Source organism: Actinomadura sp. 3N508, assembly GCF_044326375.1.
In the GTDB taxonomy this organism is placed as follows: Bacteria; Actinomycetota; Actinomycetes; order Streptosporangiales; family Streptosporangiaceae; genus Spirillospora.
Map to the genome: position 1 here is coordinate 23,840 of NZ_JBIRAX010000014.1, position 17,025 is coordinate 40,864.

The 17,025-nt window shown below is 72.5% G+C and carries 15 protein-coding genes; 4 read left to right on the top strand and 11 right to left on the bottom strand.

All coding sequences use genetic code 11. The features are described 5' to 3' along the window. Window positions 1-5: 5 nt before the first annotated feature. The 3 genes from ACH34S_RS36445 to ACH34S_RS36455 are packed head-to-tail and all read right to left on the bottom strand — an operon-like array spanning window position 6 to window position 2,475. A complete protein-coding gene (locus tag ACH34S_RS36445; RefSeq protein ID WP_395957456.1) occupies window positions 6-692 on the bottom strand; it encodes an ABC transporter permease in 687 nt (228 codons plus the stop codon). After that, on the bottom strand, window positions 689-1,339 hold the full coding sequence (locus ACH34S_RS36450; protein ID WP_395957457.1) for an ABC transporter permease: 651 nt from the start codon (window positions 1,337-1,339) through the stop codon (window positions 689-691). Before ACH34S_RS36450 ends, ACH34S_RS36445 begins: the two co-directional genes overlap by 4 nt. Continuing rightward, window positions 1,339-2,475 carry an ABC transporter ATP-binding protein gene (locus ACH34S_RS36455; RefSeq protein ID WP_395957458.1) on the bottom strand — a complete coding sequence of 379 codons (1,137 nt, stop codon included), beginning with the start codon at window positions 2,473-2,475 and terminating at the stop codon, window positions 1,339-1,341. The genes ACH34S_RS36450 and ACH34S_RS36455 overlap by 1 nt, the downstream gene beginning before the upstream one ends. Window positions 2,476-2,652: 177 nt before the next feature. Between ACH34S_RS36455 and ACH34S_RS36460 the strand changes: the two genes are divergently transcribed. Further along, window positions 2,653-4,116 carry an aromatic amino acid ammonia-lyase gene (locus ACH34S_RS36460; RefSeq protein ID WP_395957459.1) on the top strand — a complete coding sequence of 488 codons (1,464 nt, stop codon included), beginning with the start codon at window positions 2,653-2,655 and terminating at the stop codon, window positions 4,114-4,116. Between the two features lie 3 nt (window positions 4,117-4,119). Here ACH34S_RS36460 and ACH34S_RS36465 read toward each other — a convergent pair whose 3' ends face one another. Next, a complete protein-coding gene (locus tag ACH34S_RS36465; RefSeq protein ID WP_395957460.1) occupies window positions 4,120-5,223 on the bottom strand; it encodes a LacI family DNA-binding transcriptional regulator in 1,104 nt (367 codons plus the stop codon). Between the two features lie 185 nt (window positions 5,224-5,408). Between ACH34S_RS36465 and ACH34S_RS36470 the strand changes: the two genes are divergently transcribed. Continuing rightward, window positions 5,409-5,951 carry a cysteine dioxygenase gene (locus ACH34S_RS36470; RefSeq protein ID WP_395957461.1) on the top strand — a complete coding sequence of 181 codons (543 nt, stop codon included), beginning with the start codon at window positions 5,409-5,411 and terminating at the stop codon, window positions 5,949-5,951. A 135-nt stretch (window positions 5,952-6,086) separates the two neighbouring features. Here the strand turns inward: ACH34S_RS36470 and ACH34S_RS36475 are convergent, their stop codons facing one another. Both ACH34S_RS36475 and ACH34S_RS36480 read right to left on the bottom strand, forming a co-directional pair. Then, complete coding sequence (locus ACH34S_RS36475) at window positions 6,087-7,280, bottom strand: hypothetical protein (protein ID WP_395957462.1); 1,194 nt, start codon at window positions 7,278-7,280, stop codon at window positions 6,087-6,089. After that, window positions 7,195-8,352, bottom strand: a complete 1,158-nt coding sequence (locus ACH34S_RS36480; RefSeq protein WP_395957463.1) for an acyltransferase family protein — start codon at window positions 8,350-8,352, stop codon at window positions 7,195-7,197. Before ACH34S_RS36480 ends, ACH34S_RS36475 begins: the two co-directional genes overlap by 86 nt. Window positions 8,353-8,617: 265 nt before the next feature. Between ACH34S_RS36480 and ACH34S_RS36485 the strand changes: the two genes are divergently transcribed. Continuing rightward, complete coding sequence (locus ACH34S_RS36485; protein ID WP_395957464.1) at window positions 8,618-9,394, top strand: SGNH/GDSL hydrolase family protein; 777 nt, start codon at window positions 8,618-8,620, stop codon at window positions 9,392-9,394. A 51-nt stretch (window positions 9,395-9,445) separates the two neighbouring features. Here the strand turns inward: ACH34S_RS36485 and egtD are convergent, their stop codons facing one another. The 4 genes from egtD to egtA are packed head-to-tail and all read right to left on the bottom strand — an operon-like array spanning window position 9,446 to window position 13,737. Next, window positions 9,446-10,402, bottom strand: coding sequence for an L-histidine N(alpha)-methyltransferase (gene egtD, locus ACH34S_RS36490; protein WP_395957465.1), 957 nt, complete (start codon window positions 10,400-10,402; stop codon window positions 9,446-9,448). Window positions 10,403-10,413: 11 nt separating this feature from the next. Continuing rightward, a complete protein-coding gene (gene egtC / locus ACH34S_RS36495) occupies window positions 10,414-11,154 on the bottom strand; it encodes an ergothioneine biosynthesis protein EgtC (protein WP_395957466.1) in 741 nt (246 codons plus the stop codon). Window position 11,155: 1 nt separating this feature from the next. Then, window positions 11,156-12,523 (bottom strand): ergothioneine biosynthesis protein EgtB, encoded by a 1,368-nt coding sequence (gene egtB, locus ACH34S_RS36500; protein ID WP_395957467.1) that lies wholly within the window; start codon window positions 12,521-12,523, stop codon window positions 11,156-11,158. Next, window positions 12,511-13,737 carry an ergothioneine biosynthesis glutamate--cysteine ligase EgtA gene (gene egtA / locus ACH34S_RS36505; RefSeq protein ID WP_395957468.1) on the bottom strand — a complete coding sequence of 409 codons (1,227 nt, stop codon included), beginning with the start codon at window positions 13,735-13,737 and terminating at the stop codon, window positions 12,511-12,513. The genes egtB and egtA overlap by 13 nt, the downstream gene beginning before the upstream one ends. Before the next feature lie 245 nt (window positions 13,738-13,982). Between egtA and ACH34S_RS36510 the strand changes: the two genes are divergently transcribed. Beyond that, window positions 13,983-15,272, top strand: coding sequence for an RNA polymerase sigma factor (locus ACH34S_RS36510; protein WP_395957469.1), 1,290 nt, complete (start codon window positions 13,983-13,985; stop codon window positions 15,270-15,272). A gap of 26 nt (window positions 15,273-15,298) precedes the next feature. Here ACH34S_RS36510 and ACH34S_RS36515 read toward each other — a convergent pair whose 3' ends face one another. Next, complete coding sequence (locus ACH34S_RS36515; RefSeq protein ID WP_395957470.1) at window positions 15,299-16,918, bottom strand: MFS transporter; 1,620 nt, start codon at window positions 16,916-16,918, stop codon at window positions 15,299-15,301. Window positions 16,919-17,025: the final 107 nt, after the last annotated feature.

The following is a 17,025-nucleotide window of genomic DNA, read 5'->3' on the forward strand; positions in this document are numbered from 1 at the left end:
TCCGGTCAGGACGAACGGGCCGAGCCGAGCAGCCCCGGCGAGACGATGAGGCGGCGCAGGCCCGCGAAGATCAGCTGGACGATCAGCGCGAGCAGCACCACCAGGACGGTGCCGCCGATGACGAGCTGGTAGTCGTTGCGGGCCAGGCCGTCGATGATGTAGCGGCCGAGACCGCCGAAGCCCGGGTAGGCGGCGATGGTGGCGGTGGCGACGACCTGGATCGCCGACGTCCGCAGCCCGAGCAGGATCAGCGGCAGCGCCATCGGCAGCTCGGCCCGCCACAGCACGCCCCATCCGGTCATGCCCATGCCGCGGGCGGCGTCCTTGGCGTCGGCGTCGACGGCCCGGACGCCCTCGAAGGTGTTGACCAGGATCGGCGGGACGGCGAGCGCGACCAGCGCGACCAGCACCGGGGTGATGCTGTACTCGATCACGACGACGAACAGCACCAGGCCGAACGTGGGGATCGCGCGGGCGATGTTGGCGAGGCTGATCGCGAGGAACCCGCCGCGCCCGGTGTGGCCGACGATCAGGCCGAGCGCCAGCCCGATCACGGCGGCGCAGAGCAGCGACACCCCGCTGTAGTAGAGGTGCTCCAGCAGGCGGTGCGGGATCCCCTCGGCGCCCCGCCATTGGGAGGACGCGGTCAGCCACGTCCAGAACAGGTCGATCTGGTTCCAGAGGTCGTTCATGAGGCCGCCCCCCGCGCCCGCGCCCACGGTGTGAGCAGCCGCTGGACGGTGACCAGGATCGCGTCGGTGACGAGCGCCAGCAGCACGATCAGGACGGTCGCGGCGACGATCTGCGTCTGGAACTGGAGCTGGTAGCCGCGGATGATGTCGTAGCCGAGCCCGCCCTGGCCGATCAGCTGCCCGACGGCGACGAGGCTGATGGACGACACCGCGGCGACCCGCGTCCCGGCGATGACGATCGGCACGGCGATCGGCAGCTCGACCTGCATGAGGCGGCGCAGCGTGCCGAATCCCATGGCGGTGGCGGCCTGCCGGACCGGTTCGGACACTGACGCCAGGCCGTCCACCACGTTCGGGATGAGCACCGACAGGCTGTACAGGGTCAGCGGGATCATGACGGTGGCCGCGGTGAGCCCGGTGTACTGGATGAAGATCATGAACAGCGCCAGCGACGGGACCGCGTACAGCACGTTCGCGATGGTCAGCGCCGGCGGGTAGAGCCAGCCCCAGCGGCGGCACAGCACGCCGAGCGGCAGCGAGATGAGCAGCCCGAACAGCACCGGCAGCAGCGCCAGCCTGAGGTGGATGAGCGCGTGCTCGGTGAGGGTGTCCCGGTGCTCGGCGATCCAGGACCAGTCGATGTCCATCAGCCCGCGCCTCCGCCGTCGGCGCCGGTCGCGGTGTCGGCGGCGGTGTCGTGGGGGCCGTCGCCGTGGGTCGGGACGGCCAGCAGGTCGGTTCCGGCGGCGGTGCCGATGACCGCGCCCGCCTCGTCGACGCCGACCGCCAGGCCCGCCGGGGACAGGACGGCGGCGTCCAGCGCGACGCGCACGGAGTCGGCGCCGACGCGGAACGTCGCGCCGACCGGCGCGAGCCGCGCCTCCGACAGCGCGCCCTTCACCAGGGCCGGACGAGCCCAGCCCAGGGGACGGCGGCCCTCGTCGACGACGAGCACCCAGTCGAGACCGGCGGCGTCGGCGGCGGTCGCGGTCGCGGGACGGACCGCGTCGTCGCTCAGCCGCAGGTCGCCCGTCCCGGCGAAGGACAGGCTCCGGATGCCGCGGTTCTGGCCGATGAATCCGGCCACGAAATCGTCGGCCGGGTGGGCGAGCACGTTCTCGGGGCTGTCGACCTGGACGAGCTTCCCGCCGGTCCGGAAGACCGCGATCGTGTCGCCGAGCTTGATGGCCTCGTCGATGTCGTGGGTGACGAACACGATCGTCTTGTGCAGCTCGTCCTGGAGGCGGAGGAACTCGTCCTGCAGCTCGGCGCGGACGACGGGGTCGACGGCGCTGAACGGCTCGTCCATCAGCATGATCGGCGGGTCGGCGGCGAGGGCGCGGGCGACGCCGACGCGCTGCTGCTGGCCGCCGGACAGCTGGAACGGGTAGCGCTTGGCCATCGAGTGCTCGAGCCCGACCCGCTCCATCAGCTCCAGGGCCCGCTCCCGCGCCTTCTTCTTGCTCCAGCGCAGCAGGTACGGGACGGTGGCGATGTTGTCCTCGATGGTGCGGTGCGGGAACAGCCCGGCGTGCTGGATCACGTAGCCGATGCCGCGCCGCAGCTCGGCGGGCCGCTGCTCGCGGACGTCCCGCCCGTCGATGAGGACCCGTCCGGACGTGGGCTCCACCATCCGGTTGATGGTGCGCAGCGCGGTGGTCTTGCCGCCGCCGGACGTGCCGACGAACACGGTGATGCGGCCCGCCTGGCAGTCGAGGCTGACATCGTCGAGCGCGACGGTGCCGCCCGGGTAGCGCTTGGTGACGCCCTCAAAGGTGATCAACGATTCACTCCTCGCGGGGCGCCCTCGACGCCGATCTCCGACTCCGGCTTCTGCCTGCCGTAACTCACTTCTACCCAACCGTAACCAATGGGTACGGTCACCTTGGTGTTCCGGTGTGTCCGGAACCTCCGATGTTGAGCATAACGACCTGGAATGCAGGGAAAGTAGCGGTGCGCCGTGGAGGACAGCCGAATCGTTATCGACGGGGCGGCGCTGACGTGCGCGCAGGTGGTACGCGCGGCCCGCGAAGATGTGACGGTCGCCATAGCGCCGGACGGCGTCGACCGGGCCCGCGCGGCCTGGCGGACGGCCGCCGAGGTATCCGCCGCCCGGCCGGTGTACGGGCGGACGACCGGGGTCGGCGCGAACCGCGCCGTCGACGTGGAGTGGGAGGACGCCGACGCCCACGGCCTGCGGCTGCTGCGCAGCCACGCGGCGGGCGCGGGGCCGCTGGTCGCGCCGGAGATCGTCCGGGCGATGCTGACGGTCCGGCTGAACCAGCTCGCGGCGGGCGGCTCGGGCGTCGAGCCGGGGGTGCTGCACGCGCTGGCGGACGTCCTCAACCTGGGCCTGCTTCCTCCGGTGCCGGTGTACGGCGCGATCGGGACGGGTGACCTGACCGCGCTGGCCTCGACGGCGCTGTGCCTGCTCGGCGAGCGGCCCTGGCGGCCGGGGCCGGACGGCGCGGCCGAGCGCGGCCCCGGCTACCGGCTGCGGTCGGCCGACGCGCTGGCGTTCATCAGCTCGAACGCGGCGACGCTCGGCGAGGCGGCGCTCGCGGTGGCGGACCTGCGGGAGATGCTCGCCGCGTCGACGGTCGTGGCGGCGCTGTCGCACTTCGCCGTCAGAGGGTCGGAGGAGCCGTACGCGCAGGCCGTGCAGGACGCGTGCCCGCATCCAGGCCAGCAGGACGTCGCGGCGGCGATGCGGACGCTGCTCGCCTTCGACCAGCCGGCCCCGATGCGCATCCAGGACCCGTACGGGTACCGGGCGTTCCCGCAGGTGCACGGTCCGGCGCTGGAGGCGGCCGGCTACGCCGAGCAGGTCGTCACGCGGGAGATCAACGCCGCCGCGGAGAACCCGCTCGTGGACGTTCCCGGCCGGACGGTCTGGCACAACGGCAACTTCCACACCGCCTACGTCGGGCTCGCGCTCGACGCCGCCCGCGCCGCGCTGTTCCAGACGATGGCGCTGGCCGCCGCCCGGCTCGGGACGCTCGCGGAGCCGTCCTTCACCGGCCTGTATCCCTTCCAGGCCGCGACGGAGGCGTCGTCCGGGATCATGATCTTGGAGTATGTGACGCACTCGTGCCTGGCGGACGTCCGCCGCCTCGCGACCCCGGCGGCGCTCGGCAGCGCGGTGCTGTCGCGCGGCGTCGAGGAGCACGCGGGCTTCTCGACCCAGTCGGCCCGCGCGACCACCGACGCCGTCGCCGCCTACCGGCTCGGGCTCGGCTGCGAGCTGGTCGCCGCGGTGCGGGCGCTGCGGATGCAGGGCCGCGCGCCGTCCGGCGGGCCGCTCAGGTCGGCGCTCGACCTGGCGACCGGTGTGCTGGACGAGCGCGTGGAGGACCGGCCGCTGGACGCCGACATCGCCGCCGCCGCGGACCTGCTCCCCCGCCTCGCCCGCCTGCACCCGTGACCCCTACCCGGGCTCGACCCCGGGCTCGGCCCCGGGCCCCGCGCCAGGCCGATCGCCGGGCCGGTCACCGGGCTCCGCGCCAGGCCGGTCACCGGGTTCCGTGCCGGGGCGGTCGCCGGTCGAGGCGCGGATGCGCAGGGACGGCTCGCGGACGACGCGGCGCTTGCGCGGCTTGCCGTCGATGACGTCCACGATGAGGCGGACGGCGGAGTGCACGATGCCGTCGATGTCCCAGTCGACGGTGGTGAGCGGCGGCGTGAGCAGCGCGGACATCGGATGGTTGTCGTACCCGCAGACCGCGACGTCGCCGGGGACGGCGAGGCCCAGCTCGCGGGTGGCGGCGTAGACGCCGTAGGCGATCGAGTCGGCGAAGCAGAACACGGCGGACGGCCGGTCGGCGCCGCCGAGCACCCGCATGGCGACGTCGGTGGAGGCGGCGAGCGACTGCGGCACGACGACCACGTCGACCCGCAGGCCCAGCCGCTCGGCCTCGGCGTTCACGTGCACGTCGGCGGGACGGTCGGGGGTGCTGGCGCGGGTCGAGGTGAAGACGGTGACCCGCTGGTGCCCGAGGTCGCGCAGGTGCTCCAGCGCGAGCGTGACGCCGCGCCGGTTGTCGAACACGACCTCGCCCTGCGCCTGGCCGCCGTGCAGCGCGTCGCCGATGGACACCACCGGGACGGTGCCCGCCAGCTCCGTCCACAGCGCGGCGGACGGGTCGAGCGGCTGGACGATGAGGCCGTCGACCCGCTGGTCGCGCAGGCGCCGGGCGAGCGCCTTCTCCCGTTCGGGGTCGCCGCCCGCGTCGACGATGAGGGCGTAGCGGTCGCGGGCCAGCAGCGCGCGGCCGATGCCGACCGCGAGCGACTGCTGCCAATAGTCTTCAAGCGAACCGCACAGGAGCCCGACCTGGTCGGTGCGGCCGCTGGCGAGCGCCCGCGCGATCGGGTGGGCCTCGTAGCCGAGCTCGTCCGCCGCCGCGCGGACCCGCTCCTGCGTCTCCTCCGAGGTCTGGATCCCGCGCAGCGCGTATGACACGGCCGCGGGCGACAGCCCCGTCGCCTGCGCCACTTCCCGGATGGTCGCGCGCTTGCGCTTCTCCGACATCCCCCCAACCCTAGATGGCGCCGACGACAGAACAACGGACGTTACTTGACGGGACGATGTCTGAACCGATTCACTGAAACGCTTAACTGATGCGGTTCAGTAGCGGTGTCCAGCCCGTTCGCCATGCGCCCATCGACTTCAAGAAGGGATGGGCCACGACCGGGATACCGGAGAGGAGCGAGCCCGTGTCGTCAGAGGTCCTGTCCCGCCCCACCGGCTTCGAGCACCTGCCCGGCCGTCCGCTCGACAGGCGCGAGCTGCGCGCGCTCGTCGACGGCCTCGCCGGGCGGCCCGGACTGTGGCGGCAGCACGTCGCGTTCCCCGGCGGGCGGCGCCACTACGCCTCGCTCTACCGGGACGAGCACGTCGACGTCTGGCTCCTGTGCTGGACGCCCGAGAACGACACCGGCTGGCATGACCACGACGTGTCGTCGGGCGCCGTCCGCGTCGTCGCCGGGGCGATCGAGGAGAACAACCCGCGGATCGGCGGCGAGCCGCTGCGCACCGTGGTCGCCGAGGGGCGGTCGTTCTGCTTCGGCCCCGACCACATCCACCGGCTGACGGGCGTGGAGGACGCCAGCGTCTCGATCCACGCCTACTCGCCGCCGCTGAGCCGGCTCGGCCAGTACTCCATCGACGAGTCGGGCGTCATGCGCCGCCTGGCCGTCGACTACACGGAGGAACTGCGGCCGCCGGAAGAACCGCGGCCCCTGGAGGATCCGTCCTGACGAGCCCCGGAGAGTGGAGCCTCCGGTGGGCCCGACCGGGGGAGACGAGCCCACCGGAGGCGGTGCGTCCGGCCGAAGCCCGCTCACATCGGCCGGACGCCCACAACTCCTTAAGCGCACGTCGCCGCAGACGTGTCACACCCCCGGCCTCGGGCGGATCCAACGGTCGCTCCAGGCGCACACCGCGATGACCACCGCGAAGGACACGCCCGCCCCTCGCAGAAGCCCGGCTTCGTAGTAGGTGTCGGTCACCAGGTTCACGGCGAGGTATCCGGTTACTCCTGCGGCGAAGAGTGCCGCGCATGCTTGTACGGCCCAGAGCGCGATGCGTTTCGCCTGCGCCCCGGCCAGTTCTTCCCGTAGCGCGCAGACGGTGGCGGTCAGGCAGACGAGGAGTCCTGCCAGGACGGCGACGAGCGGCGTTCCGAAGTTCACGCCGTAGCGGATCGCCAAGGCGGGCACGAAGAAGAGCACCAGCGTCCAGCGCAATCCGCCCGCTATGGACGACAGTCCTATGTCGGCGTCCCGACCCGGGCTCAGGCGTGACGACGTCCAGCGCGACACCACGAGGATGCACAACGCGACCGCCGCGCCTGGGAGGCGTCCGTTCAGATGGCCGAGGTTGTAGAGGAGGGCGGTGTCGTACACGGTGAGGACGAGATGCCCCAGGGCCCACACGGAGACGGCGAAGAGGAGCATCTGCACGAATGACACCGTCGTCTTAGGCGTGTCCTCCTCCGGCTCTTGCGCGGCCAGCCAGCGGAGAAGGAGAGGCGTCGCCAGGGCCGAGCAGATCCGGATGACGATGTCGTCCGTCGTGTAGGGGTTGCGCAGATCCCATTCGACCGTGCAGAAGACGAAGGTGTAGGACGCCGACGCCGCCCACACGAGCCAGGAACGGCCCACACGCCGGTACAGGCCGCGGTCCAGCCAGCGCAGCACGGTGACGTACGCCAGGAGCACGAGTGGCAGTTCCAGGAACGCCTGCACCCGCAGGACGGAGGGCGCGAGCACCTCGGGCCAGGGAAAGTGTTCCGTGAGGCTGCGCATGGCCGGGCCGTCGGCGATAGCGAACCAGCCCTCCGGCAGGTATTTCGCGATGAACGACGGGTCGCCGCCATGCACGCGCGTCACGTAGACCGTGAACAGCACCTGGTTGACGTAGACGAGCGCGACCGTCAGCAGGAGGAAGGCTTCCGGACGCGCCCACCAGCGCCTCCCGCGCCTCTCGGCTCGCGCGTCTTCAGCTCTGCATCGCATCAGCCGGGGTGCGATCGCGAGGCTCACCGCCGTTGAGGCCATCGCCGCCGCGTCCACCCCGATCGCCATGATCGACCAACCTAGTCACGGGCGGGGCCGCCGACGACCGGATCGGTTCCAGCGCCGCGCGCAGGCGGGCCCGCATCCAGGCGGCGCCCGGACGTTCGACGAGCCGGTGCACTGCATACGCGGCCAGCAACGACGCGGCGATGACGAGCGCGAGCGCCGCCCACCTGTTGAGCCCCGGATAGATCGCGTCCAGCAAGGGCAGCGCCAGCTGCGAATGGACGAGATACAGCGGATACGTGAGCGCCCCGAGCACGGTCAGGCCCTTCCACCGCAGCCGGCGCAGCCGGCCCGTCGCGACGAGCGCCATCACGACGAAGATGCCGGTGATGACGGCGCTGACCACGACCTCGTCCGCGTTCCGGAACGCGTTCTCCGCGCGCCAGGCGCCCCAGCGCAGCGCCAGCAGGTACGAGGCGGCCACGTATCCCCAGAGCAGGAGCGTCGACCCGAACCTGTGGATCAGGAAGAACGCCATTCCGGCGATGAAGTACGGGCTCCACGTCGGGACCAGCATCACCTGGAGGAGTTCGTGTCCGGCCTCGTCCGCGAACAGGCCGCCGAACATCCAGACCGCCATGAAGACGAGGCAGGAGCGGTAGGTGATGCCGATCGCCGCCAGGATCGCGGCGAGGACGTAGAAGTGGAGTTCGACCCAGAGCGTCCAGTAGACGGCGTCCACGTTCCGCAGGCCGAGCCCGCCCTGCAGCATCGTGAGGTTCGGCAGGACCAGCCCGGGGACGCCGTTCCCCTGCCGGAAGATCCCGTAGATGGCGGCGCCGAGCAGCACGCTCACCCAGTACGCGGGCATCAGCCGGACGAGCCGCGAGATCCCGAACTCCCCCGGCCCGCGCCCCCACGCGCTCATCAGGATCACGAACCCGCTGATGACGAAGAACAGGTCGACGCCGAGGTAGCCGAACCGGGCGAGCGGCGCGAGCTCCGGGAACACCTCGCGCGCCGGGTCCGGCCACGCGCCCTTGCCCCAGAAGCCGGCGAAGTGGAACAGCACCACGGCCATCGCGGCCAGGAAGCGCAGGAGGTCGAGTTCGCGGAGCCGTTCCGGTCGGGTCACCGCGGAACCCTTTCGGCGCCAGGTTTCCCGCCCCGAGCCGGAAAGTGAACGGCGGATGTAGGCGAGGCCGCGATTCCCTGACGCGAGCCCGACGCGAGGCTCGGCACCGGACTCGCCGCGCCGTGCCCAGACCGGCCCCCCGGCGCGTGCCGGATCAGTAGGATGCGGTGCAACCTCCGAGACTCTGAATGCTCCCCGGGCGACTGATGTTCTTTGACAATCTGATGGGCTGGAAAGAATCGTCCTGGACGATGGGTGGTTCTCGATGACATCTCGCCGCGCCCGACGCGGCGCGGCGACTCTCGTGCTGTGCCTGAGCCTGGCCGCGGCCCTGTCCGCGTCCGGCTGCTCGGTGTTCCGGGGTTCGGTGCACCGGCAGGCGGTGGCGGACGGCCCCGGGCAGGGTGAGAAGGGGGAGCCCGCCACCCCGAAGAACCCGTCCGTGGTGATGTTCCTCGGCGACAGCTACACGGTCGGCGACCGGGGCGTCGAGCCGGAGGAGACGTTCGCGTCCGCGACGGCCCGGCTGCTGGGCTGGCAGGTCTTCGTCGGCGGGCGCGCGGGCGCCGGGTTCGTCAAGACGAGCGGCGGCGCCGCCTACCTCGGGCTGTTCGAGAGCCAGCTCGGCTGGCGTCCCGCGCCGGACATGCTGATCGTGTCCGGCGGGCACAACGACTGGCGCGTCCCGGCGCCGCAGGTCGCGGCGGCGGCGCATCTGCTGATCGAGCGGGCGCGGCAGCGCTGGCCGGGCACGCACATCGTGCTGATGGGCCCGCTGTGGGGCTCGGACACGCCCTATCCGGGCGCGGTCGCCATCCGCGACGCGCTGCGCAACCTCGCCGCGCAGCTCGGCGTCCCGTTCGTCGACCCGATCGGCGAGCGGTGGATCACCGGGGACCGGACGGCGGGCACGGGCAACGCGGTGCAGTACATCAAGCGTGACCGCACCCATCCGAGCCCGGCGGGCCACCGCTACGTGGCGACCCGCCTGGTCTCGGACCTGACGCGGTTCGGCCTCGACCGCCCCGCCCGGAAGTCCTGACCGCCCGGAAGTCCTGGCCGCCCGGAAGTCCTGGCCGCTCGTCCGTAACTCCTAACCGTCCGCGGGGCGGGCCAGGGTCAGGGAGAAGTCGGCGGCCTCGTCCGTCCAGAACTCGGCGAGCTCCAATCCGGCCGCGGCGAGCTCGGCTTCGAGGCGTTCGCGCCGGAACTTGGCGGAGATCTCGGTGCGCATCTCCTCCCCGGCCGCGAACGACACCGCCAGGTCGAGGCCGCGAACGCGGACGTCCTGGTCGCGGACGGACCGCAGCCGCATCTCGATCCACTCCTCCGCCTCGTCCCAGCGGGCGACGTGCTCGAACGCGTCCGGGTCGAAGTCGGCGTCCAGCTCCCGGTTGATGACGCGCAGGACGTTCCGGTTGAACTCGGCGGTGACCCCGGCGTCGTCGTCGTAGGCGCGGACGAGCCGCCCGGCGTCCTTGACGAGGTCGGCGCCGAGCAGCAGGAAGTCGCCGCCGGACATGGTGGCGCGGACGCCGCCGAGGAACCCGATCCGGTCGGCGGGCGGCATGTTCCCGATCGTCCCGCCGAGGAAGGCGACGAGGCGGCGCTCGCCGGCGGGCAGCAGGTGCAGGTGCTGCTCGTAGTCGGCGACGACGGCCCGGACGGTCAGCCCCGGATGGTCGGCCGCGATGCCCGCCGCGGCCTCCGCCAGGAAGTCGCCGCTGACGTCGACCGGAACGTAGGAGCGGAGCGTGCCGGAGAGGGCGCCGAGCAGCAGCCGGGTCTTCTCGCCCGACCCCGCGCCGAGTTCCAGGAGCGTCCGCGCGCCGGTGGCGGCGGCGATGTCGGGCGCCCGCGCGAGCAGGATCTCCCGCTCGCGCCGGGTCGGGTAGTACTCCTCCAGCTTGGTGATCTCCTCGAAGAGCGCGCTGCCGCGCTCGTCGTAGAACCACTTGGGCGGCAGGGTCTTGGGCGTGCCGGCGAGCCCGTCCCGGACGTCCTGGCGGAGCGTCTTGGCGAGGTCGTCGGCGGTCAGGAACCGGTCCACGTGGTTCTCCTTCAGAGCGGGTCGATGCGGACGCCGGAGGCGAGGCCGGCGGTGACGAGCGAGCGGTCGGGGACGGGCGTCCAGCCGGGGCCGCCGTCGAGCGGTTCGGACGCGATCCATATCTCGCCGCCGCCCTCCCGGACGAACAGCGAGTCGCCCCATGTCGTGGCGGCGAGGGACGTCCTGTCGGAGGCGAGCAGGTTGTAGCGGCCGGGCGAGAGCGCGGTGACGGCGGCGACGACGGCGGCCAGCCCGTCGCCGAGCGGGCGGCCCTCCCGCCAGTGCCGGACGGCGAGCGCGAACAGCGGCGCGGAGTCGACCGGGGCGCGGGCGTCCGGGACATCGGAGACGTCCCCGGTGAGGTCGCGGAGCTTGGACTCGACCGCGCCGTAGTCCTCGACCTTGCCGTTGTGGCTGAACAGCCACGTCCCGGCGCGGAACGGCTGCGCGCACGACTCGTCCACGGGAAACCCGACCGTCGCCGACCTGAGGGCGGCGACCGCGCAGGAAGCCCGGACGGCACCGGCGACCTCGCGGAACGACGCGTCGGTCCAGAGCGGCTGGGCGCGGCGGAACCGGACGGCCTCCGCCTCCCCGTCCTGGTACCAGCCGACGCCGAACCCGTCCGCGTTGAGCAGGTTCCCCTGGGTCATGCGCGGCGCGTACGCCTGCGTCTCCAGGGAGTACTCGCCGTCGTAGATGAGGGAGTGCAGCGTACGGTCAGGGCCCAGGTAGCCGAGGTGGCGGCACATGTCAGGCTCCTTCCCGTGGGGTCCGGGCACAGCGGAAGCCGGAGAAGATCTGCCTGCGGATGGGGTAGTCCCAGTTGCGGAACGACCCGCGTATCGCGAGCGGGTGCGTCGCCCACGAACCGCCGCGCAGCACCTTGTACTCGGGACCGAAGAAGACCTCCGAGTACTCCTTGTAGGGGAACGACCGGAAGCCGGGATAGCCGTGGAAGTCGGACGACGTCCACTCCCACACGTCGCCCAGCATCCGCCTCACCCCGTACGCCGACGCACCCGACGCGTAGGCCCCGGTCTCCGACGGGCGGAGCATCTGCTGCCCGAGGTTGGCGTGGCCCTCCCCGTAGTGCTCGCCCCACGGGAACGTGCGGGAACGCTCTGCGACGGGGTCCCAGCGCGCGGCCTTCTCCCACTCGGCCTCGGTCGGGAGCCGCTTTCCGGCCCAGCGCGCGTAGGCGTCGGCCTCGTACCAGCACACGTGCTGGACGGGTTCGCCAGGCGGGACGGGTTCCGTCCGCCCGAACCGGCGCCGCAGCCACTGCCCGCCCTGCCCGCCCTCGCGGGACCAGAACGCGGGGGCGCGTTTGCCGCTGCCGTTGCGCCATTCCCATCCGGCGGGATCCCACCAGCGCGGGTCGTCGTATCCGCCGGCTTCGATGAACGCGATATAGGCTGCGTTGGTCACGGGCTCTACGTCGATGTAGTACGCGGGAACGTCCACCATGTGCGCCGGACGCTCATTGTCGTAGGCCCACGGGTGATCGGACGTCCCCATCTGGAATGGACCGGCCTCGATCAGCACCTCGTCCGCTCCAGAACCCGGACCGGTACCCGGACCGCCGTTCCGCAATGGCTCGGCCAAGGGATCCAGGAGCGCGGGGGCGCCTTTGCGCAACTGGTGGGTGGCCAGCATGGTCTCGTCGTGCATGTGCTCGTGCTGGACGACCATCCCGTACACGAACCCGCCCGAGGTCAGCGGATTCGCCGTGTCGAACCGCACCGACGCCAGCGAGTCGAGCACCTTGGCGCGGACCGTCCCGATGTAGGAACGCGCCTCCTCCGGCGGCAGCAGCGGCAGCGACGGCCGTTCGGCGCGCGGATGCTCGAACGCGTCGTACAGGTCGTCGATCTCGGGACGCATGGCCTCGATGCCCGCCGCCGCGCGCAGCAGCCACAGCTCCTCGTAGTTGCCGACGTGCGCCAGGTCCCACACCAGGGGCGACATCAGCGGCGACACCTGGCCGGTGAGGTCGTCCCCGGCGAGGACGTCGGTGGTGAGGCCGAAGCTGCGGTCCCGCACCGCGCCGAGCTCGGCGGCGATCAGCTCTTTCAGATCGTCTTCCGCGATCGAGCCGGGGGCGCTCATCGGAGCCATGAAGAGTCCTCCTCCTGAAGAGACGGTGACGGGGACGGGGACGGCGGGTCGTCGGCGGGGGTGCGGCCGCGCTCGACGTACCGGCGGGCGTACTCCTCGACCGGCGGGGCGAGCCCGGACGCGCCGAGCCGGGGCAGCGCGTCCAGCGCCGCGGTGAAGCAGGCCCGCGCGGCCGCGGCCAGGGGGGCGTCGGAGAGGCCGCGGCGGGCGGCCTGCGCCCAGCGGTCCGCCACCGGTTCGGCGGCGGCCTCCGCGGCGCGCGATGCGGCGGGGTCGTCCAGCAGCGCGGTCGCGACCGCGACGGGGACGGGCCAGTACGGCGGGGGCAGCGCGTCGATCATGCGCAGCTCCAGCCAGCCGCGCGGCCGGACGGGCGGGAACAGCGTGGACAGGTGGTAGGCGAGGTCCTCCTCGCCGGGCTCGCCCTTGGCCAGCCACTCCAGGAACGACATTCCGGGGTCGGTGACCCATTCGCCCTCCGCGGTGTGGAGGAGCATGACGCGGGCGTCGAGCGCGTACCGCGTCCACGCCTCGGCGGGGTCGCCGTCCTCGCCGTCGCGCAGGACGGGCAGGGTGCGGCAGGGGTCGAGCTCGGTCCAGATGCCCTGCCGCGTCGAGCGCATCCCGGTGCGGCGCCCGGCGCGCAGCGGCGAGTTCGCGAACGCGGCGACCAGCACCGGGCCGAGCGCGTGCACGAGCCGCCAGCGCCGGGCCGCGTCCGGGTCGTCGGCGCCGATGTCCAGGTTGACCTGGACGGACGCGGTCGAGCACATCATCGCCATGCCCGCGTCGGTGAAGCCGCCGGAGTGGAAGTAGTCGCGCATGCAGGCGTAGCGCGGATGGTCGGCCTGGAACACGGGCCGCCGGACGGGGTCGACGCCGTGCCCGGCGAGGACGAGGCCGTCCGGCGCGAGCGCGTCCCGGACGTGCGCGATGTCGCCGTCGAGGGCGGTGTGCAGCTCGGCGAGCTTGCCGAACGGCGCGGAGCTGAGCTCGACCTGCCCGCCCGGCTCGTAGGTCACCCGGCTCCCGCCGGAGGGCGGCCCGGCGCCGTCGACGAGCGCGCGCACCCGGTCGCCCGCCACATGGGCGGCGGGATCGGCGTGGTCGACGACGAGCCACTCGGTCTCGGCACCGACGGTCCCGGGCGGGCCTGTCTTGAAGCAGACGCCGCGAATGTGCTGGTAGACATCGTCGACGGTCATCCGGGTCACGATCACTCCCCGCGTAATTCGATAACGAGTTCGACTCTTCCCTGCTTAACCGGATCAGGAATCCGGTGATTTTCGTGAACTTCCTTAAATCTCCGTGAACGTCACCGTCCGCATGCGGCTCCGTTACCTTCCGTACTTAATCGACGTTTCGTTCAAACCCTGACTTCTCAGGCATTGACCGGAGGCGCTAGAGTCCCGTCAGCCGGGCTGTGTGATCAGGGTGTGAACAGGGAGAGGAGGCCGAGATGCGCGGGGACATGGGCTCGCTCTACGACGCGCACGCCGACCGCCTGTACGCGTACTGCTGGTCGCTCGTCGGCGACAGGCTGGCGGCCTCGGGCGTCGGCGACACCTTCACCGCGGCGGTGCACCATCCGCCGCGCGGTGACAAGGTGCTCTGGCTGTACTCGCTGGCGCGGACGGCCTGCGCCGAGCGCGGCGCCTTCACCGGGACCGGTCCGCCGGGCGGCCCGAGCGGCGCGCCGCTGTTCTCCGGCTCCGACCCGCTGCTGCGCGCCGCCGCGAACCTGCGCTCCGACCACCGCGAGGTGCTGCTGCTGTGGGCGGGCGAATGGCTCGAACCGCACGACATCGCCCTCGTCCTCGGCATCGCGCCGGACACGGTCGCACAGCTGCTCAACGCCGCGCGGACGCGGCTGGAGCGCTCCGTCCTCGACATCCTCATGCGCGGGACGAGCGAGCCGCGGCTCGACCTCATCTCCGCGTTCGAGAAGGGCCGGCTGCCGCAGCTCCTCGCCCGGCGCGCACCGTCCGGGGCGCCCGGCTGGCTGCGCGAGCGGGTCCTCGCCGCGTGCGAGGAGGAGGCCGCCCGGCCGCTGCCGAGCATCGTCACCCCGAGCCCGCTCGTGGTGATCAGCGCGGAGAAGGCCCGTTCCGCGAACGGCCGCTCGCGCGGCGGCGCGGACGCCGCCAGGCGCGGGCTGACCGGCGGCATGTCAAAGGGCTCCGGCCTGTCCAAGGGCCTGGGCGCGGCGGCGGGCGTCGCCGCCTCCGCCGCCGCGGTCGTCGGCCTGCTCACCACCTGGTCCTCGGGCAAGGAGGGCGGGTCGGCCACCTCGCTCGTCCCCACGGCGAGCAACGCCCTCACGGACACGACGTCGGTGAGCACCGGTCCCGCCCCGCAGCACCCGGTGCCCGGCCTCACCGGGACCGAGCGCGTGGTGAGCTCCCCGGACACGGCGGCCATGCACGCGAACGCCGATCCGCGCCGGGACCGCGGCGTCCCGGGCGCGACGACTTCGCCCACGGCCTCGCCCTCGACGTCCCCGTCCGAGACGCCGTCCGAGCCCGGGGACAGGGAGCCGACCGACCCGACCACTCCCCCGACCGACCCGACGACCCCGCCGACCGACCCGCCGACCGATCCCCCCACGGACCCGCCGACGGATCCTCCGACGGAGGAGCCGCCGACGGACCCGCCCACGTCCACGGATCCGCCGGCGGGGGACCCGGGCACCCCGACCCCGAACCCCACGGCCAACCCGGCCCCGTCCCCGAACACCGGCCAGGGCTGACGCGCCTCCGCCAGAGCGGTCCTCCGTCACACCGCGGCGGCGCCGTCGACCGGGGTGTTGCCGCGCCGGACGAGCAGCGCCGCGAGCACGGCGGCGACCGCGACCGCGCCGGCGACGGTCAGCGCGTTCTGGAAGCCGTCCATGAACGCGAGGTGGCTGCCCGTGGTGATGGCCTCGGCGGCCGGGCCGGAGGTTCCGGGCGGGACGGGCGCGACGCCCTGCGAGACGATCCCGCCCTGGCCCGCGAGCTGCTCCGCGGCGGGACCGGGGACGCCCGCGGCGGTCAGGCGGCCGAACAGCACGTCGCCCACCTTGGTGGACAGCAGCACGCCCAGCACGGACGTGCCGAGGACGCCGCCGAGCTGCGCGGCCGTCTGCTGGAGCCCGCCCGCGACCCCGGCGAGGTGCGCGGGCGCGTTGCCGACGATGGCCTCCGTCCCGGCGACGATGACCATCCCGAACGCGAGCCCGACGAGCACGAACCACGGCCACAGCTCGACGTAGGGCGCGTCCACCCCGATGCGCGACAGCCCGAACATCGCGGCGGCGGTGAACACCATGCCGAGCACGAGTGGCACCCGCGGCCCGAACCGGCTGGTCAGCGCGCCCGCCAGCGGTGAGGCGACGATGAACACGCCGGTCATCGGCAGCATCCGGACGCCCGCGTCCACCGGGCTCATGCCGTGCACCTGCTGCAGGTAGAGGGTGATGAAGAAGACCGTCCCGAACATCCCGAAGAAGCCGAGCACGATGAGCCCGGTCGCCGCCGACAGCGACACCGAGCGGAACAGCCCGAGCGGCAGCAGCGGGCGCTCGACCCGCAGCTCGTTCCAGACGAACGCGGCGAACAGCACGACCGACACGGCGAACGACACCAGCGGGACCGCGTCGCCGAAGCCGTCCTCACCGGCCTTGATCAGGCCCCAGACCAGCGCGAACAGCGCGCCGGTGAGCAGCGCGACGCCGGGCAGGTCGAACGAGCCGGCGGCCTCCTCGTCCTTGGACTCGCGGATCACCCACAGGCCGACGAGCAGCGCGACGAGACCGAGCGGGGCGTTCAGGAAGAACACCGACTCCCAGCTGACGTTCTCGACCAGCACGCCGGCGACGATCGGGCCGCCCGCGATGGAGATGCCGACCGTGGAGCCCCAGACGCCGATGGCGGTGTTGAGCTTGTCGGCGGGGAACGTGTTGCGCAGGATGGCGAGGCTGGCCGGTTGCAGGAGCGCCCCCGCGAAGCCCTGCACGACGCGCCAGAAGATGACCATCCCGAGGCCGCCGGACAACCCGATCAGCACCGAGGAGATGGCGAAGCCGATCACGCCGGCGAGGAACGTCCGCTTGCGGCCGAACCGGTCGGCGATCTTCCCGGCCGGGATCAGCGAGACGGCGAGCGCCAGCAGGTAGGCGTTGGTGACCCACTGCAGCCCGGACAGGCTGGCGCCGAGGTCCTTGGCGATGGCGGGGTTGGCGATGGCCACGACGGTGGCGTCCAGGCCGACCATCATGACGCCGAGCGCGACGGCGACGAGCGTGAGCCAGGGATGGCCGTGGCCGGATCTCGCGGAACGGCCGCGCGCCCCATCGCGCGGCGGTGCGTGGACGGCGCCCGGTTCGAGGGTCTCGGCGCCCTTGGACTGACTCATCAGCGACCTTCCTGATGGCTTGGAGGCGAGCTTGGTTGCGATGAGCGTCAAACTGTCACGAGATGACACTTGTCGTCAAATGGCGCACGTCACAGCAAGACATGATT

Excerpts from the sequence above, each read along its gene's own strand:
- ACH34S_RS36465 (WP_395957460.1), bottom strand. The coding sequence starts at position 5,223 with ATGTCGGAGAAGCGCAAGCGCGCGACCATCCGGGAAGTGGCGCAGGCG.
- egtC (WP_395957466.1), bottom strand. The coding sequence starts at position 11,154 with ATGTGCCGCCACCTCGGCTACCTGGGCCCTGACCGTACGCTGCACTCC.
- egtB (WP_395957467.1), bottom strand. The coding sequence starts at position 12,523 with ATGGCTCCGATGAGCGCCCCCGGCTCGATCGCGGAAGACGATCTGAAA.
- ACH34S_RS36510 (WP_395957469.1), top strand. The coding sequence starts at position 13,983 with ATGCGCGGGGACATGGGCTCGCTCTACGACGCGCACGCCGACCGCCTG.
- ACH34S_RS36515 (WP_395957470.1), bottom strand. The coding sequence starts at position 16,918 with ATGAGTCAGTCCAAGGGCGCCGAGACCCTCGAACCGGGCGCCGTCCAC.
- ACH34S_RS36445 (WP_395957456.1), bottom strand. The coding sequence starts at position 692 with ATGAACGACCTCTGGAACCAGATCGACCTGTTCTGGACGTGGCTGACC.
- ACH34S_RS36475 (WP_395957462.1), bottom strand. The coding sequence starts at position 7,280 with ATGGCGATCGGGGTGGACGCGGCGGCGATGGCCTCAACGGCGGTGAGC.
- ACH34S_RS36485 (WP_395957464.1), top strand. The coding sequence starts at position 8,618 with ATGACATCTCGCCGCGCCCGACGCGGCGCGGCGACTCTCGTGCTGTGC.
- ACH34S_RS36450 (WP_395957457.1), bottom strand. The coding sequence starts at position 1,339 with ATGGACATCGACTGGTCCTGGATCGCCGAGCACCGGGACACCCTCACC.